Raw genomic sequence first — 25,470 nt, forward strand, 5'->3', positions numbered from 1 at the left:
AGCGCGGGGGAACCTCCCCCTTCCGGCCAGAATCGCCGGCCGAGGGCGCCCACTCCTCCGGCGCTCGCGCTCTACCAGCTCAGCCGCCAACTTGAGGGGAATATCGCGCAATTGACCGAGCGACGCCAGTGCAGCCACCAAGGTCGACAGCGGGGGGAGGGCGTCAACCTCCGTACTGACCTGGCCGGTTGTCGTCCGGCGCGGGGGCTGCCGGAGGGGGCGCGCAGGGGCGAGAATACGTCAATTGCCGTAGACCTGCCCATCAGGCATGTGCCAGGCGCACACCTTCAGTAACCTTCCGTGAAGGCTCTCCCACTCACCGCCACGGGAGGGCTTCGGCGTTTTCGCCCCGCAGCCGAGTCGTCCAGAAGGAGATCCGAAGTGCCGGGTATCGATCAGGTGTTGTCCCAGGCCATGGGGATCCCGGGCGTTCTCGGCGCCGGACTGATCGACTGGACCAGCGGGCTGACACTCGGCACGGCGGGGCAGGCGCCGCACGGTGACCACGACGCGGCCGCCGCCGACACCGCCGATGTGGTGCAGGCCGTGACGCGCAACGCCACCTTCGACACCGCGGGCGCCGGCGGTCCGGCTCTGGAGGACCTCATCATCACGGCCGCGGGCAGCTACCACCTCATCCGCTTCGTGCACACGGCCTTCGACAGCCAGACCTACCTCTACCTCTGGCTGGACCGCGCCCAGGCCAATCTCGCCGTGGCCCGGATACGGCTGCGCGATCTGGCGGCGGAGCTGGTCGCGTCCTGACGGCGCGCTCCGCCACCTCGTACGAACGGTAAGGGAACCACCATGGGCCTGCCCATATCTCCTCCCCCGCCCGCGCCGGCCGGGCTGCTCGACCGGTTCGCCGCCGAACGCGTCACCGGCGCCCTCTCCGGTCCGCACGGCTGCTTCTACTTCCTCGACGGCGCGGTCTACTGCATAGAGAGCACCGCCGCCCCCGGGCTCGGCAGCCGCCTCACCGCGGCCGGCAAGGTCCCGCCGCAGGGCTGGGAGTACGCCGCCGAGGCGGCCGGGGACCGGCGGACCGGCGGCCGGTTCCTGGTCGAAGAGGGCTGGCTGACCCAGGGCGAACTGGAGATCTGCCATCTCGCCGCCCTGCTCGACGCGGCGTTCTTCGCCCTGCCGCTGCCGCCCGAGGCCACCTCCTTCACCCCAGGGACGGCGCACTGGCTGGGCGTCATACGCCCCGTCAGCATCACCGCGCTCCAGCAGGCGACGGCCCGCCGCCGGGCGCTGCTCGACCGGCTGCAGCCCTGGGCGGCGGCCGACACCTCCCCCGTCATACCCGCCGGCACCCGCATACCGGTCGCCACCACGCGCCGCCAGCGGCGGCTGCTCGACCGGGCCGACGGCCGGCACACCCCGTACGAACTGGCCCGTGTCCTGGGTGAGTCGGCGTTCGCCACGCTGCTCGACATCCGCCTGCTCGCCGCGGCCGGCCTGGTCCGGATCCCCCCGCCGCCGGCACCGCTGCCCCGGCGCCGCCCGGGCGCCTGCCTGGACGCCCCGCCCGCGCCGGACGCCCCGCCCGCGCCGGCCGCCGCGGCCCACCCGGCCCCCGCCTGGCAGCAACCGGTGCCGGACGTCTTCGACACCGCCGATCCGAACATCGCCCTCCTTGTCCGACTGCGTACGGCGCTGGAGGAAGAACTGTGAGCCTTTCCGCGCGAATCCGGTGCACCCCATGAGGCGCGTCATCAGAGGGCGCGTCACGAAAAGGAGACTGATGACGATCGAACCCCGGATACGGGAGGAATTGCATACGTTGCGCGATCAGGTCCGCCATTTCCAGGGCGGAATGGTGGCGAGCGTGGACGGCATGGTCATCGCCCATGATCTGCCGGATATCGAACCGGACGGCCTGGCCGCGCTCACCGCCGCGGCGATCGGGGTCGCCCAGCGCCTCACCGAGGCGACCGGACAGGGTGCCTTCGAGGAATCCCTGACCAGGGGCGCCGACGGCTATATCGCGGCCTATTCGGCCGGACGCCGCGCGGTCCTCACGGCCGTGGCGAGCCCGGCCACCAATGTGGGGCGGCTCCATTTCCAGGCCAGGAAGGCCGCGGAACGCATCGGCGCCCTCGTGGACGCACCGCCCCGCCGATAACGCCCCCCGCACCGGCACCGGCACCCGGCCCGTACTCCCCAGAACCCGGCAATACCGTCAAAGAATCGAAAGGTCTGACCCCTCATGGCTCAAATGGAAAACGCCCTCTCCGACGCGATGTCCGGCATCGAGGGCGCCGTCGGCGTCGCCCTGGTCGACTACACCAGCGGGATGGCCCTGGCCGCACTGGGCGACAACCAGGCGCTGGATCTCAATGTCGCGGCGGCCGGCAACACCGATGTCGTACGCGCCAAAATGCGCACCATGGAGATGCTGGAACTCCAGGGCTCCATCGAGGACATGCTCATCACCCTGACCGGGCAGTACCACATCATCCGCCCGGTGACGGGAAAGAGCGGGCAGGGCCTCTTCCTTTATCTGGTGCTGGACCGCAAGCGCGCCAACCTCGCGCTGGCCCGCCACCGCCTCGCCAAGGTCGAGGCCGACCTGGAGGTCTGACGAGGGGCGCCGCCGTCACCCGGCGGCGGCGCTCCGCACGGCCTCGTCCAGGAGGCACCGCAGCCGCAGCGCGTCCGGGGCGACGACCGTGGCCAGCGCCGCGGGACCGGCGAGCGGCGCGAGCACACCCTGCCCCTCGTCCGCCGCGGACCGTTCGCCCGCCGCACCTCCGAGCAACCGCACCTCCGCAGCGACTTCCCCGAAGTCCGGTGAGACGACGAGGAGTTGACCGAGCGCCCGGTGTCCGTTCAGGACGGCGGAGCTGTCCCAGCCAGGGGCGCCGGGCCCGTAGGCCGTCTCCTGGTCGAGCAGGGTCCGGCCGGCCCGGCGGACGGTGAGCCGGCTGCGCAGCGCACCGGTCTCCTCGCCGCTGCGTCCCAGGACCTGCTCCTCGCGGAGCACCAGGTGGGCGGTGGGGGCGAGTTCGACCGTGGTGGTCATCCGCAGGTCGCTGCCCGCGGCGGAGATCAGCGGTTCCGGCAGCCAGTCCAGCCGTGCGCCGTCGCCCACCGTCAACCGCACGTCGTAGTGGGCGGGTTCGCCGGTACGGCCGGGCAGCGCGACGGTCGCGGCGGCGGCCGTGAGGCGCAGTGCGGCGCCCGCCTCGACGGTGGCCTCGATGCCCAGCCGGTCGCCGCCGAGCGGGGCGCTCATCGCGCTCACCACGCAGACCCGGGCCTGCCGGCCGTGCGCGCCGACGCGGCGCAGCGCGAACGGGCCGTCGCCGTCGAGGACCGGCAGCCGGGTCACGCCGTCGGCACCGGCCCGCGCGAGGATACGGGCGGTGGCGCGCAGCCCGGCGGCCGACGGGGCGGGCACCCGCTCGTGGTGGGCCGGTGGGGGCGGTGCGAGAGTCATGCGCGGCCCGCGGTCCAGTCCGCCAGCATCCCGCGGACCCAGTCGGAGACCGGCTGGACACCGTTCTCGGTCTTCAGCGCGGTGAAGGCCACCGGCAGCTCCCCGCGCTGCGCCTTGGCGTCGCGGGCCATGCCCGCCAGGTCGACACCGACGTACGGCGCGAGGTCGGTCTTGTTGATGACGAGCAGGTCGGAGGTGGTGACGCCGGGGCCGCCCTTGCGGGGGATGTCATCGCCGCCGGCCACGTCGATGACGAAGATCTGCGCATCGACCAGGCCCTTGGAGAAGGTGGCCGTCAGGTTGTCCCCGCCGGACTCGACCAGCACCAGGTCGAGGGGGCCGACCGCGTCCTCCAGGTCCTCCACCGCCTCCAGGTTGGCGGAGATGTCGTCGCGGATGGCGGTGTGCGGGCAGGCTCCGGTCTCGACGGCGGCGATCCGTTCGGCGGGCAGGACGGCCTCACGGAGCAGGAACTCGGCGTCCTCACGGGTGTAGATGTCGTTGGTGACCACGGCGATGGACAGTTCGTCGCGCAGGGCACGGCAGAGGGCGGCGACGGTGGCGGTCTTGCCGGTGCCGACCGGTCCGCCCAGGCCGATGCGCAGCGCGCGCCGGGTGCCGTCGGGGCGCGCGGCCCGGGCGGCGCCGTAGGTGTGGCGCTCCGGGAAGGTTTCCGGGTGGTCGAGGTGCATGGTCACTCCGTGATTCGTACGGCCGGGGGCGCGCGGGTGCGGTGGGGTGGGGCCGGCGGGTCAGGACGCGAAGAGCCGTACCGGCCAGGCGGCGTGCTGCTGGGCGGTGATGTCGAGCAGCGGCGCGGAGGCGGCGGGCAGGGCATCGGTCCCTTCGGCGGTGACCCGCTCCGCGGCGTCGGCGCCCCGCTGGGCGACCCGGTCGAGGTCGTCGGCGAGGCGGGCGAGCACGGCGGTGGCGTCGAAGGGGTCCAGGCTCAGCAGCCGGACGGCCGCGGTGGCCGGACCGCTGATGCTCTCGTAGGCCACGGCGTGCGCGGCGTCCAGCGGCGTCAGGCCCGCGGACCGGGCCGCCAGACCCAGCACGACGGGCTGGTGGGCGCCGCGGGGACGGGCCGCGGCGAGCGCGTCGAGGGCGGCAGCGGGCCAGGTCGCCCGGGCGGCCCGCATCATCTGCCGGCCGAGCCGCCGGGCGGTGTGCCGCAGCGCCGGTACGGGGGTCCGGGCGTCGGCGGCGTCGTCCAGGAGGAGCGGGTCATGGCCGGCGGCGGCCGCGGCGGCCAGCCCGGCGGCGACCAGGCCGGCGGTGTGCAGCCGGCCCCGGCAGAACGTCTCCAGGGTGGCGGCGTCGGTCAGGCGCCCCGCGGCGACGGCCGCTTCGGCGCCGCCGGAGTGGGCGTGCCCGCCGGCGGGGAACCGGCCGTCGGCGAGGACCATCAGCGCGGCGCGGCTCATCGGTGCTCCGGGGCGGGTACGGGGAGGTTCATCGGCGCCCTATCAGAAGAGGAAATACCGCTGGGCCATGGGGAGTTCGGCGGCCGGGGAGGGTTCGACCACCTCGCCGTCGATGGTCACCGTGAAGGTGTCGGGGTCGACCTGGACCCGCGGCAGGGCGTCGTTGTTCCGCATCTCGGACTTGGTGACGCCACGGGTGGAACGGATCGCCTCGTAGCGCTTCGCCAGCGGAAGGCGCCCGGGGAGATCGTCCTCGAGGGCCTGCGGGGAGACGAAGTTGACCGAGTTGCTGCCGGGCGCCTTGCCGGTGGCGCCGAACATCGGGCGCGGCAGGACCGGCTGCGGCGTGGGGATGGACGCGTTGGCGTCGCCCATCTGCGCGTACGCGATCTGGCCGCCCTTGAGGACCAGCTGCGGTTTGACGCCGAAGAACGCCGGGTCCCACAGCACGAGGTCGGCGAGCTTGCCGTCCTCGACGGAGCCGACGAGGTGGTCGATGCCCTGGGCGAGGGCCGCGTTGACGGTGTACTTCGCGACGTAGCGGCGGGCGCGGTGGTTGTCCGCACGGCCGTCCCCGGGCAGGCTGCCGCGGCGGCGCTTCATGACGTGCGCGGTCTGCCAGGTACGCAGCACGACCTCGCCGATCCGGCCCATGGCCTGGGCGTCGGAGGCCATGATCGAGATGGCGCCGAGGTCGTGCAGGATGTCCTCGGCGGCGATGGTGGAGGGCCGGATCCGGGACTCGGCGAAGGCCAGGTCCTCCGGGACGGCGGGATTGAGGTGGTGGCAGACCATCAGCATGTCGAGGTGTTCCTCGACGGTGTTGACGGTGTGCGGCCGCGTGGGGTTGGTGGACGCGGGCAGCACGTTCGGCTCGGAGACCATCGCGATCATGTCGGGCGCGTGGCCGCCGCCGGCGCCTTCGACGTGGAAGGCGTGGATCGAGCGACCGGCGATGGCGGCGAGGGTGTCGCCGAGGAAGCCCGCCTCGTTCAGGGTGTCGGTGTGGATCGCGAGCTGGGCGCCGCTCTCCTCGCAGACGGTCAGACAGGCGTCGATGACGGCGGGGGTCGCGCCCCAGTCCTCGTGGATCTTGAAGCCCAGGATGCCGGCCCGCAGCTGGTCGCGCATCGAGGCGAGCGAGGTGGTGTTGCCCTTGCCGAGCAGCCCGACGTTGACCGGCAGGGAGTCCATCGCCTCGAACATCCGGGCCACGTGCCAGGCACCGGGGGTGATGGTGGTGGCCTTGCTGCCCTCGGCCGGTCCGGTGCCGCCGCCGATGAGCGTGGTGACTCCGGAGGCCAGCGCCTCGTCCACCTGCTGGGGGCAGATGAAGTGGACGTGGGTGTCGATGGCGCCGGCCGTCAGGATCTTTCCGTTGCCGGCGATGATCTCGGTCTCGGGGCCGATGACCAGGTCGGGGTGGACGCCGTCCATGGTGTCGGGGTTGCCGGCCTTGCCCAGGGCGGTGATCCGCCCGTCGCGGATGCCGACGTCGGCCTTGACGATGCCCCAGTGGTCCAGCACGACCGCGCCGGTGATCACGGTGTCGGGGGTGCCCTCGGCTCGGGTGGCGCACGACTGCCCCATCGACTCACGGATCACCTTGCCGCCGCCGAAGACCGCCTCGTCACCGGCCCGGCCGGGCCCGCCCGAGCGGTCCTCGGTGATCTCGATGAGCAGGTCGGTGTCGGCGAGCCGGATCCGGTCGCCGGCGGTGGGGCCGAAGAGGTCGGCGTACGCCTGACGGGTCAGCTCAGACGCCATCGAGAATGCCTCCGGTCTCGCCGCGCAGGCCCTCGACGATCCGCTTGCCCCCGAGGGGAACGAGTTCGACCTCGGTGGGGATGCCGGGTTCGAAGCGCACGGCGGAGCCGGCCGCGACGTTCAGCCGCTTGCCGTGCGCGGCCGCACGGTCGAAGTCGAGTCCGGGATTGGCCTCGGCGAAGTGGTAGTGGGAGCCGACCTGCACGGGGCGGTCGGCGGCGTTGAGGACGGTCATCCGCGTGCGGGGGAGGCCTTCGTTGAGGCGCACCGGCTCGTCGGCGTGCAGGATCTGTCCCGGGATCATCTTCGGCTCTCCCGCAGTCAGTTGATGGGTTCGTGAACGGTGACGAGCTTGGTGCCGTCGGGGAAGGTGGCCTCGACCTGCACGTCGTGGATCATCTCGGGGACGCCCTCCATGACCTCGTCGCGGGTGAGCACCTTGCGGCCGGAGGACATGAGCTCGGCGACCGTACGGCCGTCCCGGGCACCTTCGAGGATGTGCACGGTCAGCAGCGCGATCGACTCCGGGTGGTTCAGCTTGACTCCCCGCAAGCGGCGCTTTTCAGCCACGTCGGCCGCCACATGAATCATCAGGCGCTCCTGTTCATGCGGGGTCAGTTGCATACGTTCCACCTCACGGTCTTCCTGCCCGGACACATCCGCCCAGGTCACAGGCGTGGACACACCCGTGTCGATAGATGTACCACGCAGCAATTAAAGGAGGAGCAAACCGACTTCCAGCACTTGGCCATCAAGAGCCCCACGCCTGGAGACTAGTTCGGCGGGATTTCGTCGGCGTTACAGCCGGGGACGCGTCGGCGTCCTTTCATACGGCCGACGTAACACCGCGGCCTCACGACGCGGCGCATCGCCGGCCGCGCCCGCCTGGGGGCGCATCGCCGCCCGCGCCCCCAGGCATCGGCACGCCTCTCATCCCCACTCCGGTGCCGCGATCCACCCCACCCCAGACCCCTCCCGGACCGCGCACGGCCACGGAACGTAAGCCCCCACACCCCACCCCTCCGCATCAACGGCACATGACAGAAATGTCCCGCTCAGCGAACTCCCCTGTCCGATATGAGCTCTTGACGGTTGGCAAAGTGATCGCAATTCTCATGTGCGCATCAAAACGCTCCGTACCAACCCCCCACACCAGGAGCCCATACCGTGACAAATTCGGCACGCATACGCCGGGCCGCGCTGGCCACGGGCGCCGTGACCGCGCTGGCCGCCACCCTCTTCACCGCGGCCGGCGCCTACGCCGACCCCGCGCCGGCAAAGGCCCCGGACATCGACGTCAAGGCCGTGAAGGCCGATCTGGACCAGCTGCAGTCGATCGCCGACGCCAACGGCGGCAACCGCGCCCACGGCAAGGCCGGCTACAAGGCGTCCATCGATTACGTCAAGGAAAAGCTGGACAAGGCCGGATTCACCACCAAGGTCGAGGAGTTCGACAACGGCGGCGCCAAGGGCTACAACCTCGTCGCCGACTGGAAGGGTGGCGACGAAGGCAAGACCGTGATGGCCGGCGCCCACCTGGACTCGGTCCCCGCCGGCCCCGGCATCAACGACAACGGCTCCGGCTCGGCCGGCATCCTCGAGGTCGCCCTCGCCGTCGCCAAGTCGAACCTCAAGCCCACCAAGCACCTCCGCTTCGCCTGGTTCGGCGACGAGGAGGACGGCATGGTCGGCTCGAAGGCCTATGTGGACAAGCTCGGTGCCGACAAGTCGAAGATCGACTCGTATCTGAACTTCGACATGATCGGCTCCCCCAACCCGGGCTACTTCGTCTACGACGACGACACCCGTCTGGAGAAGGTCTTCAAGGACTGGTTCGCCACGAAGAACATCGCCACCGAGAAGGAGACCGAGGGCGACGGGCGCTCCGACCACGCCCCCTTCAAGGACGCCGGCATCCCGGTCGGCGGCCTGTTCTCCGGCGCCGACTACATCAAGACCGAGAAGCAGGCGAAGGCCTGGGGCGGCACGGCGGGCAAGGCGTTCGACGCCTGCTACCACCAGTCGTGCGACACCTCGAAGAACCTGGACGACAAGGCGCTGGACACCAACACCGACGCCATCGCCCACGCGATCTGGGAGCTCAGCTCCTGAGTCACCCGCAGCACCCCGTGGTCAGCTCACGCTGACCCGTCAGTGCCCGCGACCCGGCCGCCGATCCCCGGCGGCCGGGTCGCGGTGTTCCGCGGCGATCCCGAACCGCCGCCGTTCGCCCGGAGCGGACGGAAGCTGCCGCACGGCCGAGACCGTGCTGATCACCTGCTCCTCCTCCGCGTCCGGCTCGCGCCGCCCGAGCTCTTCGAGAAGCTCCAGGTCAGCGGCGGAAACCAGCGCCGCCAGCGGCTTGCCGTGGCGGGTGACGACCACCCGCTCGCCGCCGTAGACGACTCGGTTGATCAGCTCCGCCAGCTCCGCCCGGGCTTGCGTCACCGGAATTTCGTAGGCCATGCTCCCATTCTCACGGGATGTACGTCCTGTACATTTTTTACAGAGAGAGGAGCAGGCATGCTGCCACCGACGGCCCGTTATGTCCTTCCGGAGTTCACCGAGCGCACCTCGCAGGGCACGCGCACGATGGACCCCTACTCCAAGCTGCTCAGCGAGCGCATCATCTTCCTGGGCACCCCGGTCGACGACGCCTCCGCCAACGATGTGATGGCGCAGCTCATCCACCTCGAACACGCCGCGCCCGAGCAGGACATCTCGCTCTACATCAACTCCCCCGGCGGCTCGTTCACCGCGATGACCGCCATATACGACACGATGAACTTCGTGTCGTGCGACGTGCAGACCGTCTGCCTGGGGCAGGCCGCCTCCGCCGCCGCGGTGCTGCTGGCCGCCGGCGCCCCCGGAAAGCGGCTGGCACTGCCCGGCGCCCGGATCCTGATCCATCAGCCGGCACTCCACGAGCCCGTCCAGGGCCAGGCCACCGATCTGCAGATCCAGGCGGAGGAACTGCTGCGCACCCGCGACATGTTGGAGGAGATGCTCGCGCGGCACACCGGTCAGCCCCGTGCGCGGATCGCCGCCGACATCGAACGCGACAAGATCTTCGACGCCCGCGCCGCCCAGGAGTACGGCCTGATCGACGGCCTCACCCGCGACCGCAAGCAGTCGGCGCACCCGCCCACCGGGCGGTGAGCGCGCATGCTGCCACCCGAACTCCCGCCGCTGCCCGCCCTCACCCGCGCCGAGGGTGAGCTGATCGACCGCTATCTGGAGGTGCTCGATCTGCTGGGCCGCATCAACCCGGCCCGCGGCGGTGGCACCTACAGCGGGCTGCGCGCCGCCCAGGCACTCGTCGGCAAGGCCACCGGACTGCGGGACGCGCTGACACTGATGCACCAGCGCGGCGAGAGCGAGCTGCACCGCGACACCCTGACCCGCGCGCTGCGGGTGCTGGACGGCGAACGGCGGGCCGGGCTCGTGGCGCTGCCGCCGCCCGAGGAGATCTGACGCGACACGCGGTGGGGCTGCCCATACGGCGTAGCCCTCACGGCCGTTGCGCAGTGGCCACGAATTGCCCCTTCACCGGCAATTTCTCCGGTCCCGGATGTTTCGTTCCAGGTCCGGGGCGTGCGACACCCGGGATCCTGACGCCTGAGGGAACAAAACCCACCATTCAGGCCAAATGTGACCCATCTCACACACGGCAATTTCAACTCGGAGTTTGGGCGGCGGGTGCGTGAGGATCCCTTCGACGACAAGACCCCGCCACAGCGACGGGGCGGTCCGGACGGGCGCCTAATCCCGCCGCCGTACCGGATGTCCGGTCGACGTTCTGGACCGGCGGGAGCGGAGGACCCGAGCAGGACGGGGTCCACGGCCTTCACGGGCCGGCGGACTCCTTGGGGTGAAGCCGTACGCACGGCCGGGCATTCTTCGCCTGCCCGAACCCGACAGGTCTTCCTTCGCAGGCGGCTGACGAAGGGTTTGCGCATGACTGTGCGCATGCATACGCCGAGTGTGCTGGCGCGCACCGGCACCGTCGCCGCGCTGACGCTGGTCACGCTCGGCGGAACGATGATCGCCCCGGGAGCGACCGGGGACGTGGAGGCCGCGTCCGTGTCCGCACACGCGCTGCGGGTCGCCGCCTCCAAACGGGGCTCCCCCTACCGGTACGGCGCCCAGGGGCCCAACGCCTTCGACTGTTCCGGGCTGACGCTGTACTCGTTCCTGCGCGCCGGCCGGGTCCTGCCCCGTACCGCCGCCGCGCAGTACAGCCGCACCCGGCACGTCCCGGCCGCGGCCCGCCGCGGTGGCGACCTGGTCTTCTTCCATTCGGGCAGCGGCATTTACCACGTGGGGATCTACGCCGGGAACGGCCGGATGTGGCATGCGCCCAAGGCCGGGAGCACGGTGCGGCTGGAACGGATCTGGAGCCACGGGGTCTGGTACGGGCGGGTGCGCTGAGCCGCGCACTCTTCTGACTACCCGTCAATTACCTCCGGCCGAACGGCCGGAGGCACGGGGCGTGCCGCGATTCAGGCGAGCACCACCTCGACCAGCAGGACGCCCCCCAGCGCCGTCAGCAGCGCTCCGGTGGTGGCCTCCAGGGCACGGGCCACCCGCGGGCGGCGCAACCAGGTGCCCAGACGGTCGACGAGCAGCGCGACGGCGGGGAACCACACCAGCGCCATCGCGACGACCAGGGTGGCCAGCAGCAGCGTACGGGGCAGTGCGGGCTGTCCCGCCGGGACGAACTGCGGCAGCAGACTGAGAAAGAGGACCGGGGCCTTGGGATTGAGCGCGTTCGCCAGGAAGCCCTGGCGCAGGCTGCGCGCGGTGCCCAGCGGCGCGGCCGGGTGGCTGTCGTCGCCCGGCGCCCCTTCAGCGGGTGCGGCCGTCGGGTCCGTGGTGGCCGCCGGGCGCCGCAATGCCGCGGTCAGCGCGCGGGCCCCCAGATACAACAGATAGCCCCCGCCGAGCAGTTGGACGGCCCCGAACAGCGCGGGCACGGCGACCAGCACGGCCGCGAGCCCGGCCACCGCCACTGCGGTGTGCACCAGCAGCCCGCCGGCGACCCCGACCGCGGTCGCCACCCCCGCGCGCCGCGAGTCGAGCGCGTTGCGCACCACGACCGCGAAGTCCGCGCCCGGCATGGTGACCATGCCCGCGGCGACTCCGGTGAAGGCCATCAGCTGTCCGTCCATGCCAGCAGCTTCGCTGGTCAGAGCCTTTAATGGGTAGTGGCAATGTTCTGGGAGGGCCTAAAGAGGTTCTTATGTACGACCCCACACGACTGGCCGCACTGGTGGCGGTGGCCGAGGCCGGCTCGATCACCCGGGCCGCCGCCCGACTGGGCTACACCGCGCCCGCACTCTCCCAGCAGCTGGCCAAGCTGGAGCGGGAGGCGGGGACGGCGCTGCTGGTGCGCCACCACCGGGGGACGCGGCTGACGGCGGCCGGGGAGCTGCTGCTCGTGCGGGCCCGGCGGGTGCTCGACGAGCTGGCGCAGGCGCGGCACGAGCTGGCCCGGCTGGCGGGGCTGTCCGGGGGCCGGCTGCGGGTCGGCACGTTCATGACCGCCGGTACGCATCTGCTGCCGCCCGCGCTCAGCGCCTTCCGCCGGGCGCACCCCGATGTGGAGCTGAGCGTGACGGAGTACGTGCCGCCACAGGCCGCCGAGGCGGTGGCGGTGGGCGACGTCGATCTGGCGCTGACGCATGCCTATGTGCCGGGCGAGGCGATGCCGCCGCCGGACGGGGTGCGCCTCGAACCGCTGCTGACGGAGGAGCTGGTGCTGGTCACGGCGCCCGGCCATGCCCTGTCGGCGGGCCCCGGACGGCTGCCGCTCGCCGAACTCGCCGGACAGCCGCTGGTCAGCATGGCGCCGGCCAATCCCAACCGGCGGGAGGTGGAGGCGGTGCTGGCGGCGGCCGGGGCGAGCGTCGCGGTGCGCTGTGAGTCGCCGAGCTATGCGGTGGCGTGCGCGCTGGTGAGCGCGGGGCTGGGGGTGGCGGTGGTTCCGGAGATGGTGGCGGAGGGCTCGGTGACACCGCTGGGGGTCCGCCGGCTGGACCCGCCCGAGCTGCGCCGCCGGATCGCGGTCGCCCACCGGCCCGACGCCGGCAGCCCGGCCGCGGACACCCTGCGGGCCCTGCTGCGCGGCGCGTTCGCCCGCCACTCCCCCGCACCGTGACCACGGGAACGACGACGGGCGACGCCCGCTCCTGACGACGGGTCAGCCGACCGGCGCCGTGGCCAGGATCGTGCCGACCGCCGTGTCAATCTGATCGTCCGTCAGGTCCGCCCGGGCGGTCAGCCGGAGCCGGGAGATCCCGTCGGGCACCGACGGCGGCCGGAAGCAGCCGACGACGAGTCCGGCCGCGCGGCAGTCGGCGGCCCAGCCGACCGCCGCCTCCGGCGAGGGCGCGCGGACCGAGACCACCGCGGCGTCCGGCCGCACCGCCGTCAGACCTGCCGCGGTGAGCCGGTCGTGCAGCGTGCGTGCGACCTGCCCGGCCCGGGTGGCGCGCTGCGGTTCACGGCCCAGCACCCGCAGCGCGGCGAGTGCGCCGCCGGCCGCCGCCGGGGCGAGACCGGTGTCGAAGATGAACGACCGGGCGGTGTTGACCAGGTGCTCGATGACCCGGGCCGGGCCGAGCACCGCACCGCCCTGCGCGCCCAGCGACTTGGAGAGCGTCACGGTGGTCACCACATCGCCGTCGCCGGCGAGCCCGGCCGCCCACAGTGCGCCGCGGCCGCCCTCGCCGAGGACGCCCAGTCCGTGGGCGTCATCGACGAGCAGCGCGGCGCCCCGCGTCCGGCAGACCTCGGCGAGTGCGGGGAGCGGGGCGGCGTCGCCGTCGACCGAGAACACCGAGTCGGTGACGGCGAGCGCCCGGCCGTCGTGGCCGCCGAGCGCGGCGCGTACGGCCTCCGGGTCGGCGTGCGGGACCACTTCGGTGCGGGCCCGGGACAGCCGGCAGCCGTCGATGAGGGAGGCATGGTTGCCCGCGTCGGACACGACCAGGGTGCCGGCGGCGGTGAGCGCGGTGACCGCGGCGAGATTGGCGGTGTAACCGGACGAGAGCACCAACGCGGCCTCGAAGCCGCAGAAGGCGGCGAGTTCCGACTCCAGCCGGGCGTGGAGTTCGGTGCTGCCGGTCACCAGCCGGGAGCCGGTCGCGCCCGCGCCCCAGCGGTGTGCGGCGGCGGCCGCGCCACGGGTGACCTCGGGGTGCCGGGCGAGTCCGAGGTAGTCGTTGCCGGCCAGGTCGAGCAGCGGGTGGTCGGCCGGGCGGGGACGAAGGGTGCGGACCAGTCCGGCGCGCCGGCGTGCGTCGCGGGCTTCATCGATCCAGTCGAAGGCGGTGCCGGGTGCCGGACGGCGGGCCTCGGCGGGGGCCGCCGGTGAGCTGTCGCGGGGCAGCGTGGGGGCGGAGTCCTGCGGCATCGGCGTCCTTCGTCCGTGGGCCTCGATTGTGGGCTGTTGATAGACGTTAGCGGTCGTTCCGCAGGCCCACAGTGTGGCGATACACACACCTCCATCCAGGGTCGTTGTGGGAATCCTCCTTGGCCGGGGACGGTGACGTAGGCCAGGATCAACGCCATGGACCTGCTGAACGCACTGGTGGACAAGGGATTGCGGCGCGAGTTGCCGACCCGCGAAGAGGCGCTGGCCGTGCTGGCGACCTCCGATGACGAACTGCTCGATGTCGTGGCCGCGGCCGGAAAGGTGCGCCGTCAGTGGTTCGGGCGGCGGGTCAAACTCAACTATCTCGTCAACCTCAAGTCGGGTCTGTGCCCCGAGGACTGCTCGTACTGTTCGCAGCGGCTGGGGTCGAAGGCGGAGATCCTCAAGTACACCTGGCTCAAGCCGGACGACGCCTCCAAGGCGGCGGCCGCGGGGGTCGCCGGCGGGGCCAAGCGCGTCTGTCTGGTGGCCAGTGGCCGTGGTCCCACGGACAGGGACGTGGACCGCGTCTCGAAGACGATCTCCACCATCAAGGAGCAGAACGAGGGCATCGAGGTGTGCGCCTGCCTGGGTCTGCTCTCCGAGGGTCAGGCCGGGCGGCTGCACGAGGCGGGCGCCGATGCGTACAACCACAACCTCAACACCTCGGAAGCCACATACGGCGACATCTGCACCACGCACGACTTCTCGGACCGTGTCTCCACCGTCCAGCAGGCCCAGGCGGCCGGAATGTCGGCCTGTTCCGGGCTGATCGCCGGTATGGGGGAGAGCGACGCCGATCTCGTCGATGTGGTCTACGCGCTGCGCGAGCTGGACCCCGACTCCGTCCCGGTGAACTTCCTGATCCCCTTCGAGGGCACCCCGCTCGCCAAGGAGTGGCACCTCACCCCGCAGCGTGCGCTGCGCATTCTGGCGATGGTGCGGTTCGTCTGCCCGGACATCGAGGTGCGGCTGGCCGGCGGCCGCGAGGTGCATCTGCGCAGCATGCAGCCGCTGGCGCTGCACCTGGTCAACTCCATCTTCCTCGGCGACTATCTGACCAGCGAGGGCCAGGCCGGCAAGGACGATCTGGCGATGATCGCGGACGCCGGTTTCGAGGTCGAGGGCACCGACACCAGCACGCTGCCCGAGCACCGCCGCGCGAGCTGCGGCGGGGCGGAGCACGCGGAGTCCACCTGCGCGGGCGGCGACGCGGCGCCCGCCGCCACGATCCCCGCGCCGCCCGAGGAGAGCCGCCGCGACCTGGTCTCGGTGCGCCGCCGGGGTGCCGGTACCGAGCTGCCGCCCAATGCCTGAGCCGCTCTCCCCCCGCGAGCTGCTGGCCCTCGACCGGCAGCACGTGTGGCATCCGTACGGGCCGATGCCCGGCCGGACCGCACCGCTGCTGGTGGAGTCGGCCTCCGGGGTCCGGCTCCGGCTGGCCGAACCGGTCGAGGGCCGGGACGAGTTGGTGGACGGCATGTCGTCGTGGTGGTCGGCGGTGCACGGCTACAACCACCCGGTGCTCAACGAGGCGGCGCACGGCCAGCTGGGGCGGATGAGCCATGTGATGTTCGGCGGGCTCACCCATGAGCCCGCGGTGCGGCTGGCGAAGCGGCTGGTGGACATCACCCCGGAGCCGCTGGAGCACGTCTTCCTCGCCGACTCCGGTTCGGTGTCGGTCGAGGTCGCCGTGAAGATGTGCCTGCAGTACTGGCGCTCGCTCGGCAAGCCGCGCAAACAGCGGCTGTTGACCTGGCGGGGCGGCTATCACGGCGACACCTGGCAGCCGATGTCGGTGTGCGATCCGGACGGCGGAATGCACGAGCTGTGGCAGGGGGTGCTGCCGCGGCAGATCTTCGCGGACGCGCCGCCGGCCGGCTTCGATGCCGCACCGGACGAGGCGTACGCGGCGCAGCTGCGCGAGCTGATCGGCCGGCACGCCGAGGAGCTGGCGGCGGTGATCGTGGAGCCGGTGGTCCAGGGTGCGGGCGGGATGTCGTTCCACTCCCCCGGATATCTGCGGGTGCTGCGGGAGGCCTGCGACGCGCATGGCGTGCTGCTCATCTTCGATGAGATCGCGACCGGCTTCGGCCGTACGGGCTCGCTCTTCGCCGCCGGACACGCCGGGGTCTCCCCCGATGTGATGTGTCTCGGCAAGGCACTGACCGGCGGCTATCTGACCCTGGCGGCGACGCTGTGCACGGCGGCCGTCGCGGACGGCATCTCCCGCGGTGCCCTGCCGGTGCTGGCGCACGGCCCGACGTTCATGGGTAATCCGCTCGCCGCGGCGGTCGCCGATGCCTCGATCGATCTGCTGCTGTCCCAGGACTGGGCGCAGGAGGTCAAGCGGATCGAGACCGGACTGCGGGCGGGGCTGGCGCCGGCCGCGAGCCACGCCGGGGTCCGCGAGGTGCGGGTGCTCGGCGCGATCGGTGTCGTGCAGCTCGACCACGAGGTGGACATGGCGGCCGCGACCCGGGCGGCGGTCCGGGAGGGGGTGTGGCTGCGCCCGTTCAGGGACCTTATCTACACCATGCCGCCGTACATCACCGGCGACGACGATCTGGCGCGCATCTGCGCCGCGGTGTGCGCGGCGGCCCGCGAGGGCTGACCTCGCGGCGGGCGGGAGCGGGCCGGGCAGCCGGCCGGCCCCGGCCCCGGCCGCGCCCCCGCCGGCGCGGCGCGCACCGGCACTCTTCACCAGGAACCATCCGGCCGTCCCCCGGGGGACGGCCCGCGCAGAGTCGGAGGCACACCATGTCAGTGCTGTTCGTGACGGGTACGGGCACGGAGATCGGCAAGACCGTGACCACCGCCGCGATCGCCGCGGCGGCGCTCGCCCGGGGTCGCTCGGTGGCCGTGCTCAAACCGGCCCAGACCGGTGTCACGGCACACGAGACGGGCGACGCGGCGGAGGTCGAGCGGCTGGCCGGTCCGGTCACCACCCTGGAACTCGCCCGCTTTCCCGACCCGTTGGCGCCCGCGACGGCCGCGCTGCGGGCCGGTCTGCCGCCGGTGCTCCCCCAGGACATCGCCGAGGCCGCCGCGAAACTGGACGCCTCGCACGACCTGGTGCTGGTCGAGGGCGCGGGCGGGCTGCTCGTCCGCTTCGACGCGGACGGCCACACCCTCGCCGACGCCGCGCGGCTGGCGAAGGCCCCCGTGCTGGTGGTCGCCCAGGCGGGCCTGGGCACCCTGAACGCCACCGCGCTGACCGCGCTGGCGCTGCGCGCGTACGGACTCGACTCCCCGGGCGTCGTCATCGGCAGCTGGCCGGCCGCGCCCGATCTGGCCGCGCGCTGCAATCTGGCCGACCTCCCGGAAGCGGCCGGCGCCCCGCTCCTCGGCCTGGTCCCGGAGAACTCCGGCGCCCTCGCCCCGAACGCCTTCCGCGCCGCGGCACCCGGCTGGCTGACACCGGCGCTCGGCGGATCGGACACGTTCCGGATCCCTGTATGAGCCGCTCATGACGGTGGCGGGTGGGCAGGGCGGGCCGCCCGGCGGGGCACAGTGCCCCCGGCCCGTACGGATGTGCGCACCACGGACCGGGTGACTCGCGGGGACTCCTTGTCCGCCCAGTGGGGAGACTGACGGCAGGAGCGGGCATCGCCGGCGAAGGGGTCCGTCATGTTGCAGCGCAGAAGAGTGCCGCAGGGCACCGTCCACCACCCGGTGTTCGCCCGTTACTACGCGAGCTGCTGCGGTCCGGCGGCGGACGCGCGAGCGGGGGTGGCCGCGCTCCGCAGGGAGTTGCTGGCGGGCGCCACGGGCCGGGTCATCGAGGTCGGCGCCGGCACGGGGCTGAACTTCGCGCACTATCCGGGGACGGTCTCGGAGGTGGTGGCGATCGAGCCGGAGTCCACGCTGCGGGAGGTGGCCCGGTCGGCGGCGGCCCGTGCGGAGGTACCGGTGGATCTGGTGCCGGGGGTGGCGGAGGCGCTGCCGGTCAAGAGCGAGGGCTTCGATACGGCGGTGGCGTCGCTGGTGCTGTGTTCGGTGCACGAGGTGCCGCGGGCGCTGGCGGAGCTGCTGCGGGTGCTGCGTCCGGGCGGTGAGCTGCGGTTCTTCGAACACGGGCGGGCCACGGGGCGGGGGCTGGCGATGGTGCAGCGGGCGCTGGACCGGACGGTCTGGCCGCTGCTGATGGGCGGCTGTCACACCGGCCGCGATCCGCTGGGCGAAGTGCGGGCGGCCGGGTTCGAGGTGGTGCGGGTGCGCCGGCTGAAGGTGCCGGAGCGCGGGCCCACGCTGCCGACCTCGCCGGCGGTGCTGGGCCTGGCGCGGCGGCCGGCCGGCTGACCGGCTGACCGGCTGACCGGCTGGGGCCTGAACGGCCGGGGCTCTCAGACGGTCCAGGTGCGCAGCGCGTCCGCGATGGCGCAGACGTCGGCCGTGCCGTCCTTGACGAGACGGGCGAGGTCGCGGACCTGCTCCGGGGAGGTGGCGATCTTCAGCCCGCTCGCCACGAGATAGCCGTAGGCGACCGCGGTCGCGAACATCGCGTTCGAGCCCTCCAACGCCGGCACCCGAAGCAGGAGTTGGAGCAGGGATGCGGCACGTTCCTGGGGGTCGGCGTAGACGGGCACGCCGAATATCTCGGCCTCGTGGCGGCTGACGGCGGCCACCAGGGCGCCCCAGTCGGTGACCTGGGGGTCTCCGGGGGTGTGCTGTTCGGCGATCAGAAGGAGCCAGGCGAGATCGATACGCAGTGTCACGTCGTGCCCGGCAGTCCTTCGTGCGGGGTGGGCGCCGCGTCCGGCGCCTCGCGTCGTTCCCGGCCGAATTCCTCGGCGAAGACCCGCTCGTACTGCTTCATGAAGTCGGAGGCGGCCTCGACGAAGGTCTGGCCGATCTCACCGGCGTCCTTCAGGACGAGTTCCTCGATGTAGCGGTTCATGCTCACCCCCCGCTGCTGAGCGCGCTCCCGCGCCGCTTCGGCAGTGGCCTCGTCCACCCGGACGTTCAGCTGCGTCTTCGCCACCCCTCCAAGCTAGCGCGCGGGTGCTAGCAGCGGCAAGCAGCAGAAGGGGCGGCGGACCCGGCGCGGGGTGCCGCCCCCCGGTGCCGCGCGAGGCACCATCCGGGCGGCGCGGCACCCCGCGGCCGGCCTTTACTTGTAGCCGAAGTCCTGGGTCCAGTACGCCCGGAGCTTGCCGCCCAGGGCGACACCTATGCCGGTGGCCTTGGAGTGGCAGCCGAGGAGGTTGGCCCGGTGGCCGGGGCTGTGCATCCAGGCGTCGAACGCGCCCTTGGGCGTGGTCGGCCAGGCGTCGATGTTCTCGCCCGAGGCGTCGTGGTAGCCCTGCGCCTCCATGCGCTCCTTGGGGTCCTTGCCGTGGGAGGCGGTGTGCGCGTAGAAGCCGTGGGCGGCCATGTCCTGGCTGTGCAGGCGGGCCGCCCTGTCCAGGCGGGGGTCGCGGCGCAGGGGCGCGCAACCATGCTCGGTCCGTGCCTTGTTGACCAGCCGGTTGATCTCCGCCTCGTAGCGCGCGACCTTGCCGCCGGCCTGCGCGGAAGCGGTCGGCGCGGCGGACGGGGTGGCCGGAGCGGACGGCCGGGCGCTCGACCCGGCCGGGGGCGCCGTGGTGTGAGCAGCCGGCGGGAAGGCCTCGCCGGCCTTCGCGTTGTCCTGGGAGTTGAACACCGTCAGCGATCCGGCGATGACGCCCACCGAGGCCACCAGGCCGATCGGGACGATCCTGGCCCTGCGCCGGTGCGTGCCGCGCGCCTCGCGCTTCGACGAAGAGAATTTCACGTTCAACTAAATCGTCTCCATGGGGGGATAACCGGAAGGGAAAGGGGCGGGGACAAAGACCTCACCCGTCTCCCGCGGGCAGGCCGGCGAACCGAACCACCCTTTCCGAGAACAGGATTACCGTAACAAAACATTCGGCCACTCGATCTCGGTAGGTGCGGCGCCGATAATTGCCCGGCGTGCCGTAATAAGCAACATGCCCGCTTTTCACCAACCTTTGAAGGAGTGGCCCTTCCCCTGTCCGACCCGAATCTGCGATACCGGAAGCCCAACTACACCTTATTTCAGGTGGGTTCGACGGGGAGCATGGACGGACGCCCGACTTGCTGGAAATCCCGTCAACAAGGGGACCGGAAAATCGCCGTCACAGCCGCACCGAAACCGGAGATCCATGAGCCGATGTCCCCTTTCCGGAGAAATACGCGGGACGCCCGTTGCGTTTCCGTTCCGCGCCACGGAAAGGGTTTTTCGGGCCGGCCACAGAAAATATGCGGCTGGCCGGCGGGGCCCGAACGGAAATCGGGGCGCCGACCGGGGCGCGGCACCGGGCCCGCGGCGCCCACCTCGCGGAAAGGCTTCGACACCGCGCACCCTCCGGTGATGGGATCCGATCATGACTGATCTTCACGTCCGGACCGGGACGCCGGCCGACCTCGATGCCGTACTCGCCTTCTGGAAGGACGCCGCGGAGGGCACCAGCATCAGCGATGACACCGACGGCGTGGCACGGCTGGTGGCCCGCGATCCCGAGTCGCTGCTACTGGCCGAACGTGACGGCGCCCTGGTGGGCACGGTGATCGCCGGCTTCGACGGCTGGCGCTGCCATCTCTACCGGCTGGCCGTGGCCCCCCGGTGCCGCCGGCAGGGCATCGGCGGCGCACTGCTGGCGGCCGCCGAGGAGCGGTTCCGCGCGCTGGGCGGGCGGCGCGGTGATGCGATGGTGCTGGACCGCAACGAGCCGGCGCACCACGCCTGGCGGGCGGCGGGGTATGCCCCCGAGCTGCAGTGGAGCCGCTGGGTCAAGCACCTCGACGACTGAGCGCATCCGTCGGCGTGCACGGGAGCCCGTCCAAGATGCGGACGGACCCCCGCTCGCGACTTTGCTGACCCTTTACCATGGAGGCTCCACCGACCCCGGCGAAAGGTGTGTGAGCGTCCAGCCATGGGCGAACCTCCCAGTTGTCGAGCTTCCTGGCGACATAGCGCGAACCTCCCGATCCTGCTCGATCATGGGACGGAGGTGACTCGATGACCGACCTGCTCTTTCTGGGCGTGGCGCTCCTCCTGACCCTGGCCTGCGGAGTCTTCGTCGCGGCCGAGTTCTCGCTGACGACCGTCGAGCGCAGCGACCTCGAACGCGCCGTCGAGCGCGGCGAGCGGGGCGCGGACAGCGCCCTGAAGGCCGTCCGCAGTCTCACCTTCCAGCTCTCCGGGGCCCAGCTCGGTATCACCGTCACCGGCCTGGTCATCGGCATGCTGTCCAAAAAGGCCATCGCCACCCTGCTGGCAGGACCGCTGGACGCGATGGGTCTGCCCCGCTCGGCGGCGGACTCACTGGCCCTGGTGCTCGGTACGGCGATCTCCACGGTCGTCCTGATGGTCATCGGCGAACTGGTGCCGAAGAACTGGGCCATCTCCAGCCCGCTGGCCATCGCCAAGCGGGTCGCCACCGCGCAGCGCGGCTTCAGCGCCTTCTTCCGGCCGCTGATCCGCCACCTCAACAACGCCGCGAACCGCATGGTCCGCCGGATGGGCCTGGAGCCCGCCGAGGAGCTGGCCTCGGCGCGCGGCCCGCAGGAGCTGGTGGCGCTGGCCCGGCACTCCGCCGAGGAGGGCGCGCTGGAGGCCGACACCGCCGAGCTGTTCGTCCGTACCCTCAACCTCGCCGATCTGACCGCGGAGAACGTGATGACCCCGCGGGTGCAGGTGATGGCGCTGGAGGTGCACTCCACCGCGGAGGACGTGGCCAACGCAACCCGGGCGACCGGGCTGTCCCGCTTCCCGGTCTACCGCAGCAGCCTGGACAGCGTCGTCGGGGTGGCACACATCAAGGACGTGCTGACCATCCCGGCCGAACGCCGCCCCCGCCATCCGGTCTCCGAGCTGGTGCGCGAGCCGCTGCTCGTCCCCACGACGCTGACCGTGGACCGGCTGCTGGACCGGCTCTCCGGCAAGCGCACGATGGCCGTGGTCATCGACGAATACGGCGGCACGGCCGGAGTGGTGACCCTGGAGGACATCGTCGAGGAGGTCGTCGGCGAGGTCCGCGACGAGCACGATCCGATGGAGACCCCCGACCTGGCGCCGGCCGGCGCCGACGCCGAGGGCCGCGCCCTCTACCAGGCCGACGGCGCCGCCCGCACCGACCAGCTGGAACGGATCGGCCTGCGGCTGCCGGAGGGCCCGTACGAGACCCTCGCCGGCCTGGTCGCCAGTGCGCTGGGCCGGATACCCGTATCCGGCGACAGCCTGGAGGTGGCCGGCTGGTCCATGGACGTGCTCGACGCCACCGGTCACCGCGCCGCGCGGGTGCTGCTGCACGCGCCGCTGCCCGGCAGTACCGACGAGCGGGACACGGAGGCCGGCCGATGACCGCGCTACAGCTGTTCGTGGGCCTGCTGACGCTGGTCGTCAACGCCTTCTTCGTGGGCGCCGAGTTCGCGCTGATCTCGGTGCGCCGCAGTCAGATCCAGCCGTTCGCCGAGCGTGGCGACCGGCGGGCGGCCAGTGTGCTGTGGGGGCTGCAGCACGTCTCGGCCCTGCTGGCGGCCGCCCAGCTGGGCATCACCCTGTGCACGCTGGTGCTGGGTGTGGTCGCCGAGCCGGCCATCGCCCATCTCCTGGAGCCGGTGTTCCACGCGGTGGGGATCCCGTCCGCGCTGAACCAGCCGATCTCGTTCGTGATCGCGCTGTCGCTGGCCACCTACCTGCACATGCTCTTCGGCGAGATGGTGCCGAAGAACGTCGCCCTGGCCGAACCGGTGCGCAGTGCGCTGCTGCTGGGGCCGCCGCTGGTCGCGCTGACCCGCGCGCTGCGCCCGGTGATCTTCGCGATCAACGCGCTCGCCAACGGACTCCTCACGCTGCTGCGGGTGGAGACCAGGGACGAGGTGGCCGCGACGTTCTCGGACGCCCAGCTCGCGAAGATGGTCGAGGACTCCCGGGCCGCCGGGCTGCTCGACGAACGGGCGCAGGAGCGGCTGCGGGACGCCCTGGAGCTGGGCCGCCGCCCGGTCAGGGACGTGGTGCTGCCGGTCGAGCGGGTCGTCTCCGCGCGGATGGGGATCACCCCGGAGGAGCTGGAGCAACTGGCCGCCGATTCCGGCTTTTCCCGCTTCCCCGTCGTCGACGACACCGAGCGCATCCTCGGCTATCTGCACGTCAAGGACGCCCTGGACGCCGCCCCCCGCCGACTGCCGTTCCCGGTGGCGGCGCTGCGCCCGATCGCCCGCGTCAAGGCGGCGACGCTGCTGGACGACGTGCTGACGGCGATGCGCGGCTCCCGTACCCATCTGGCCGCGGTGATCGGCGACGACGGACGGCTGGCCGGGCTGGTGACGATGGAGGACGTGCTCCGGGAGCTGGTGCTGCAACAGCCCCCGGCCTGACGGGCGGGGGCGCCATATCCGATGCCTGACCGATCGGTTGGATTGTTGACCGATCGGTCAGACGCTCCCGCGCCGGCGCCGGCCGTCCTCGCACCCGTACGCGACGAGGGGGCAGGGTAGGGAGCGCACCACGTGCTGCACAGCGGGCGGCGGACCCGCGGGAATGATGCTCGGACTGCTGCTGGCCAGGGCAGGCGCCGAAATGACCGTGCTGGAGAAGCACGGTGACTTCCTGCGCGACTTCCGGGGGGACACCGTCCATCCCTCGACCCTGCGGCTGCTGGACGAACTCGGTCTCGGCGAGGAGTTCGCGCGGCTGCCGTTCGCCAGGATCCGCGAGATGCGGGCACAGATCGGCACCACCACGGTCGTGCTGGGCGACCTGCGCCATCTGGGCGGGTTCGGCATCCGCCCCGAGCACGCCCCCGGCTTCGCCCGGGTCAGTCCTGGCGCTCGATCGCGTCGAGGGTGAACCTCTCCACCTCGGCGGTCGCGGCGTCGAGGTCGTAGTCCGGGTGCACCAGCCAGTGCGCGATCACCCCGTCGATCGCGCCGCCGATCGCCAGGGCCACCGTCTGCGCGTCGAACTCCCGGAAGACACCCGCCCGTTGACCCTCCGTCAGCAGTTCGGCGAGGGCCTGCAGCCGGCCGTGGGTGTCGTGCGAGCCCGGGTTCTTGAGCCGGGTGCCGCCGGCGTCGTCGAGCAGCATCTCGGTGATCATCCGTACCTGGCGGCGGTGGGCCTGCTGGTAGCCGATCATCGCCCGTACGTAGGCGACGATCGCCTCCCGTGGACCTGTCGCCCGCGCCAGCCGCTCGGCGACATGGGCGCCGAACTCCGCCAGCACCTGCTCCAGCGCGGCCCGGGTCAGGGCGTCCTTGGAGGAGAAGTGGTAGAGCACCGCGGCCTTGGACAGCCCGGCCCGCTCGGCGATCGCCGAGAGCGAGGTCGCGGGATGGCCGCGGGTGGAGATCAGGTCGATGGTGGCGTCGATCAGCTGCCGGCGGCGGGCCCGTTCGGTGAACGTCGGCTCGTCGGAGCCCTCGCCCCGGCGGGGAGTCATCGCGCTGCCACCTGCCCATTTGCCGGTTTGCTGGTCTGCCGTTCGTTCCCGATCGTTCCCGGTCGGTCGCGCCGTGCGAACGACAGCCAGACCGTACGCCGCGGGCGCCGGGCGGCTCCTGGGGGACCTCGACATACCGAGCGGTACGCCGGGCGGTAGGATCACCGCGCCATGGAGATGAATGCCCGTTACACCAGTTTCGTCGCGGTCGGCGACAGCTTCACCGAAGGCATGTCGGACGGCCTGCCGGACGGCTCGTACCGCGGCTGGGCCGATCTGCTCGCCGCCCGGCTGGCGGCCTCCTCGCCCGGCTTCCGCTACGCCAATCTCGCGGTGCGCGGCAAACTCATCGGCCAGATCGCCGACGAGCAGTGCGGCCCGGCCGCTTCGATGGGCGCCGATCTGGTGACGCTGGTGGGCGGACTCAACGACGTCCTGCGGCCCCGGTGCGACGTGGCGCAGGTCTGCGCGCGGTTCGAGGAGGGCGCGGCCCTGCTGGCCAGAGGCGGCGGCCAGCTGGTGCTGATGCGCAGTCCGGGCCGGCAGGGTCCGGTGCTGGAGCGCTTCCGGCCGCGGATGGAGGAGCTGTTCGCGCACCTCGACGAAGTGGCCGCGCGGCACGGGGCGGTGGTCGTGGACCTCTACGGGTCGCGGGCGCTGTCCGATCCGCGGCTGTGGGCCGACGACCGGCTGCATCTGAACGCCGAGGGGCACCGCCGGGTGGCGGAGGCCGTGTGGCAGGCGCTCGGGCTGCCGGCCGGGGCCGACTGGGACGCCCCGCTGCCCAGCGCCGCACCGCCGGGCTGGGGTGCCCGGCGCACGGCGGATCTGCGGTTCGCGCGCGAGCATCTCGTGCCGTGGATAGGGCGGCGGCTCACCGGCCGGTCCTCGGGCGACGGCCGGCCGGCCAAGCGGCCGGAGCTGCTGCCGTACGAGGGCTGACGGGAGGCCGCCACGGCCGGCCCCGGCGCCCGGCTCTCGGCT

Annotated in this window: 30 protein-coding genes, 1 pseudogene and 1 riboswitch; of the genes and pseudogenes, 18 read left to right on the forward strand and 13 right to left on the reverse strand. The window is 72.2% G+C overall.

What is annotated here, in order from left to right:
• Positions 1-381: 381 nt before the first annotated feature.
• The 4 genes from OIU81_RS02015 (at position 382) to OIU81_RS02030 (ending at position 2,587) form a co-directional block, all read left to right on the forward strand.
• Positions 382-765, forward strand: a complete 384-nt coding sequence (locus OIU81_RS02015; protein ID WP_329142430.1) for a hypothetical protein — start codon at positions 382-384, stop codon at positions 763-765.
• Positions 766-807: 42 nt separating this feature from the next.
• Positions 808-1,677 carry a hypothetical protein gene (locus OIU81_RS02020; protein WP_329142431.1) on the forward strand — a complete coding sequence of 290 codons (870 nt, stop codon included), beginning with the start codon at positions 808-810 and terminating at the stop codon, positions 1,675-1,677.
• A 70-nt stretch (positions 1,678-1,747) separates the two neighbouring features.
• Positions 1,748-2,128, forward strand: coding sequence for a roadblock/LC7 domain-containing protein (locus OIU81_RS02025; RefSeq protein WP_329142432.1), 381 nt, complete (start codon positions 1,748-1,750; stop codon positions 2,126-2,128).
• 84 nt (positions 2,129-2,212) lie between these two features.
• On the forward strand, positions 2,213-2,587 hold the full coding sequence (locus OIU81_RS02030; RefSeq protein WP_329142433.1) for a hypothetical protein: 375 nt from the start codon (positions 2,213-2,215) through the stop codon (positions 2,585-2,587).
• 15 nt (positions 2,588-2,602) lie between these two features.
• Here the strand turns inward: OIU81_RS02030 and OIU81_RS02035 are convergent, their stop codons facing one another.
• Genes OIU81_RS02035 through OIU81_RS02060 form a run of 6 tightly spaced genes read right to left on the reverse strand, consistent with a single transcriptional unit; the run spans position 2,603 to position 7,263 of the window.
• Positions 2,603-3,445: an urease accessory protein UreD gene (locus OIU81_RS02035; protein ID WP_329142434.1), complete on the reverse strand. Its 843-nt coding sequence runs from the start codon at positions 3,443-3,445 to the stop codon at positions 2,603-2,605.
• Positions 3,442-4,137, reverse strand: a complete 696-nt coding sequence (gene ureG, locus OIU81_RS02040; protein WP_329154801.1) for an urease accessory protein UreG — start codon at positions 4,135-4,137, stop codon at positions 3,442-3,444. Before ureG ends, OIU81_RS02035 begins: the two co-directional genes overlap by 4 nt.
• 60 nt (positions 4,138-4,197) lie before the next feature.
• Positions 4,198-4,872 (reverse strand): urease accessory protein UreF, encoded by a 675-nt coding sequence (locus OIU81_RS02045; protein WP_329142435.1) that lies wholly within the window; start codon positions 4,870-4,872, stop codon positions 4,198-4,200.
• 42 nt (positions 4,873-4,914) lie between these two features.
• Complete coding sequence (locus tag OIU81_RS02050) at positions 4,915-6,639, reverse strand: urease subunit alpha (protein WP_329142436.1); 1,725 nt, start codon at positions 6,637-6,639, stop codon at positions 4,915-4,917.
• Positions 6,629-6,943: an urease subunit beta gene (locus OIU81_RS02055; protein WP_329142437.1), complete on the reverse strand. Its 315-nt coding sequence runs from the start codon at positions 6,941-6,943 to the stop codon at positions 6,629-6,631. Before OIU81_RS02055 ends, OIU81_RS02050 begins: the two co-directional genes overlap by 11 nt.
• Before the next feature lie 17 nt (positions 6,944-6,960).
• On the reverse strand, positions 6,961-7,263 hold the full coding sequence (locus OIU81_RS02060; protein ID WP_329142438.1) for an urease subunit gamma: 303 nt from the start codon (positions 7,261-7,263) through the stop codon (positions 6,961-6,963).
• A gap of 543 nt (positions 7,264-7,806) precedes the next feature.
• Between OIU81_RS02060 and OIU81_RS02065 the strand changes: the two genes are divergently transcribed.
• A complete protein-coding gene (locus OIU81_RS02065) occupies positions 7,807-8,751 on the forward strand; it encodes a M28 family metallopeptidase (RefSeq protein WP_329142439.1) in 945 nt (314 codons plus the stop codon).
• A gap of 39 nt (positions 8,752-8,790) precedes the next feature.
• Here the strand turns inward: OIU81_RS02065 and OIU81_RS02070 are convergent, their stop codons facing one another.
• Positions 8,791-9,105 (reverse strand): type II toxin-antitoxin system Phd/YefM family antitoxin, encoded by a 315-nt coding sequence (locus OIU81_RS02070; RefSeq protein WP_329142440.1) that lies wholly within the window; start codon positions 9,103-9,105, stop codon positions 8,791-8,793.
• A gap of 57 nt (positions 9,106-9,162) precedes the next feature.
• Between OIU81_RS02070 and OIU81_RS02075 the strand changes: the two genes are divergently transcribed.
• The 3 genes from OIU81_RS02075 to OIU81_RS02085 all read left to right on the forward strand — a co-directional run bounded on the left by OIU81_RS02075 (position 9,163) and on the right by OIU81_RS02085 (position 11,070).
• Entirely contained in the window at positions 9,163-9,798 is a 636-nt protein-coding gene (locus OIU81_RS02075) for an ATP-dependent Clp protease proteolytic subunit (protein ID WP_329143170.1), read from the forward strand.
• 6 nt (positions 9,799-9,804) lie between these two features.
• A complete protein-coding gene (locus OIU81_RS02080; protein WP_329143172.1) occupies positions 9,805-10,113 on the forward strand; it encodes a hypothetical protein in 309 nt (102 codons plus the stop codon).
• Positions 10,114-10,401: 288 nt separating this feature from the next.
• Positions 10,402-10,592, forward strand: a riboswitch (cyclic di-AMP (ydaO/yuaA leader).
• Between the two features lie 4 nt (positions 10,593-10,596).
• On the forward strand, positions 10,597-11,070 hold the full coding sequence (locus OIU81_RS02085; protein WP_329143174.1) for a C40 family peptidase: 474 nt from the start codon (positions 10,597-10,599) through the stop codon (positions 11,068-11,070).
• A 71-nt stretch (positions 11,071-11,141) separates the two neighbouring features.
• On the opposite strand, the gene OIU81_RS02090 is transcribed toward OIU81_RS02085, so the two are convergent.
• Positions 11,142-11,810: a LysE family translocator gene (locus tag OIU81_RS02090; RefSeq protein ID WP_329143176.1), complete on the reverse strand. Its 669-nt coding sequence runs from the start codon at positions 11,808-11,810 to the stop codon at positions 11,142-11,144.
• 71 nt (positions 11,811-11,881) lie between these two features.
• Here OIU81_RS02090 and OIU81_RS02095 point away from each other — a divergent pair, with 71 nt between their 5' ends.
• Positions 11,882-12,799: a LysR family transcriptional regulator gene (locus tag OIU81_RS02095; protein WP_329143178.1), complete on the forward strand. Its 918-nt coding sequence runs from the start codon at positions 11,882-11,884 to the stop codon at positions 12,797-12,799.
• A gap of 42 nt (positions 12,800-12,841) precedes the next feature.
• On the opposite strand, the gene OIU81_RS02100 is transcribed toward OIU81_RS02095, so the two are convergent.
• On the reverse strand, positions 12,842-14,056 hold the full coding sequence (locus OIU81_RS02100) for an 8-amino-7-oxononanoate synthase (RefSeq protein ID WP_329143180.1): 1,215 nt from the start codon (positions 14,054-14,056) through the stop codon (positions 12,842-12,844).
• Positions 14,057-14,212: 156 nt separating this feature from the next.
• Between OIU81_RS02100 and bioB the strand changes: the two genes are divergently transcribed.
• The 4 genes from bioB (at position 14,213) to OIU81_RS02120 (ending at position 18,358) form a co-directional block, all read left to right on the forward strand.
• Positions 14,213-15,373, forward strand: a complete 1,161-nt coding sequence (gene bioB / locus OIU81_RS02105; protein WP_329143182.1) for a biotin synthase BioB — start codon at positions 14,213-14,215, stop codon at positions 15,371-15,373.
• On the forward strand, positions 15,366-16,670 hold the full coding sequence (locus OIU81_RS02110) for an adenosylmethionine--8-amino-7-oxononanoate transaminase (protein ID WP_329143183.1): 1,305 nt from the start codon (positions 15,366-15,368) through the stop codon (positions 16,668-16,670). Before bioB ends, OIU81_RS02110 begins: the two co-directional genes overlap by 8 nt.
• Before the next feature lie 98 nt (positions 16,671-16,768).
• A complete protein-coding gene (bioD, locus tag OIU81_RS02115) occupies positions 16,769-17,518 on the forward strand; it encodes a dethiobiotin synthase (RefSeq protein WP_443074119.1) in 750 nt (249 codons plus the stop codon).
• Between the two features lie 168 nt (positions 17,519-17,686).
• Positions 17,687-18,358, forward strand: coding sequence for a class I SAM-dependent methyltransferase (locus tag OIU81_RS02120; RefSeq protein WP_329143188.1), 672 nt, complete (start codon positions 17,687-17,689; stop codon positions 18,356-18,358).
• Positions 18,359-18,402: 44 nt separating this feature from the next.
• Here the strand turns inward: OIU81_RS02120 and OIU81_RS02125 are convergent, their stop codons facing one another.
• The 3 genes from OIU81_RS02125 to OIU81_RS02135 form a co-directional block, all read right to left on the reverse strand.
• The gene (locus OIU81_RS02125; RefSeq protein ID WP_329143190.1) at positions 18,403-18,774 is read right to left on the reverse strand and encodes a fic family toxin-antitoxin system, toxin component; all 372 of its coding nucleotides are present in this window, start codon (positions 18,772-18,774) and stop codon (positions 18,403-18,405) included.
• Positions 18,771-19,040: a toxin-antitoxin system HicB family antitoxin gene (locus tag OIU81_RS02130; RefSeq protein ID WP_329143192.1), complete on the reverse strand. Its 270-nt coding sequence runs from the start codon at positions 19,038-19,040 to the stop codon at positions 18,771-18,773. The genes OIU81_RS02125 and OIU81_RS02130 overlap by 4 nt, the downstream gene beginning before the upstream one ends.
• Positions 19,041-19,169: 129 nt before the next feature.
• Positions 19,170-19,814 (reverse strand): CAP domain-containing protein, encoded by a 645-nt coding sequence (locus tag OIU81_RS02135; protein WP_329154848.1) that lies wholly within the window; start codon positions 19,812-19,814, stop codon positions 19,170-19,172.
• Positions 19,815-20,427: 613 nt separating this feature from the next.
• On the opposite strand from OIU81_RS02135, the gene OIU81_RS02140 reads away from it, so the two are divergent.
• The 4 genes and pseudogenes from OIU81_RS02140 to OIU81_RS02155 form a co-directional block, all read left to right on the forward strand.
• The gene (locus OIU81_RS02140) at positions 20,428-20,853 is read left to right on the forward strand and encodes a GNAT family N-acetyltransferase (protein ID WP_329143194.1); all 426 of its coding nucleotides are present in this window, start codon (positions 20,428-20,430) and stop codon (positions 20,851-20,853) included.
• Positions 20,854-21,062: 209 nt separating this feature from the next.
• On the forward strand, positions 21,063-22,406 hold the full coding sequence (locus OIU81_RS02145) for a hemolysin family protein (RefSeq protein WP_329143196.1): 1,344 nt from the start codon (positions 21,063-21,065) through the stop codon (positions 22,404-22,406).
• Complete coding sequence (locus tag OIU81_RS02150) at positions 22,403-23,422, forward strand: hemolysin family protein (protein WP_329143198.1); 1,020 nt, start codon at positions 22,403-22,405, stop codon at positions 23,420-23,422. Before OIU81_RS02145 ends, OIU81_RS02150 begins: the two co-directional genes overlap by 4 nt.
• Before the next feature lie 163 nt (positions 23,423-23,585).
• Positions 23,586-23,754 (forward strand): annotated as a pseudogene (locus tag OIU81_RS02155) (FAD-dependent monooxygenase); the annotation flags it as partial.
• Positions 23,755-23,862: 108 nt separating this feature from the next.
• Here the strand turns inward: OIU81_RS02155 and OIU81_RS02160 are convergent.
• Positions 23,863-24,486, reverse strand: a complete 624-nt coding sequence (locus OIU81_RS02160; RefSeq protein WP_329143200.1) for a TetR/AcrR family transcriptional regulator — start codon at positions 24,484-24,486, stop codon at positions 23,863-23,865.
• Between the two features lie 171 nt (positions 24,487-24,657).
• On the opposite strand from OIU81_RS02160, the gene OIU81_RS02165 reads away from it, so the two are divergent.
• Positions 24,658-25,428 carry an SGNH/GDSL hydrolase family protein gene (locus OIU81_RS02165; RefSeq protein ID WP_329143202.1) on the forward strand — a complete coding sequence of 257 codons (771 nt, stop codon included), beginning with the start codon at positions 24,658-24,660 and terminating at the stop codon, positions 25,426-25,428.
• Positions 25,429-25,470: the final 42 nt, after the last annotated feature.

The sequence above is a fragment of the Streptomyces sp. NBC_01454 genome (genome assembly GCF_036227565.1).
Taxonomy (GTDB): domain Bacteria; phylum Actinomycetota; class Actinomycetes; order Streptomycetales; family Streptomycetaceae; genus Streptomyces.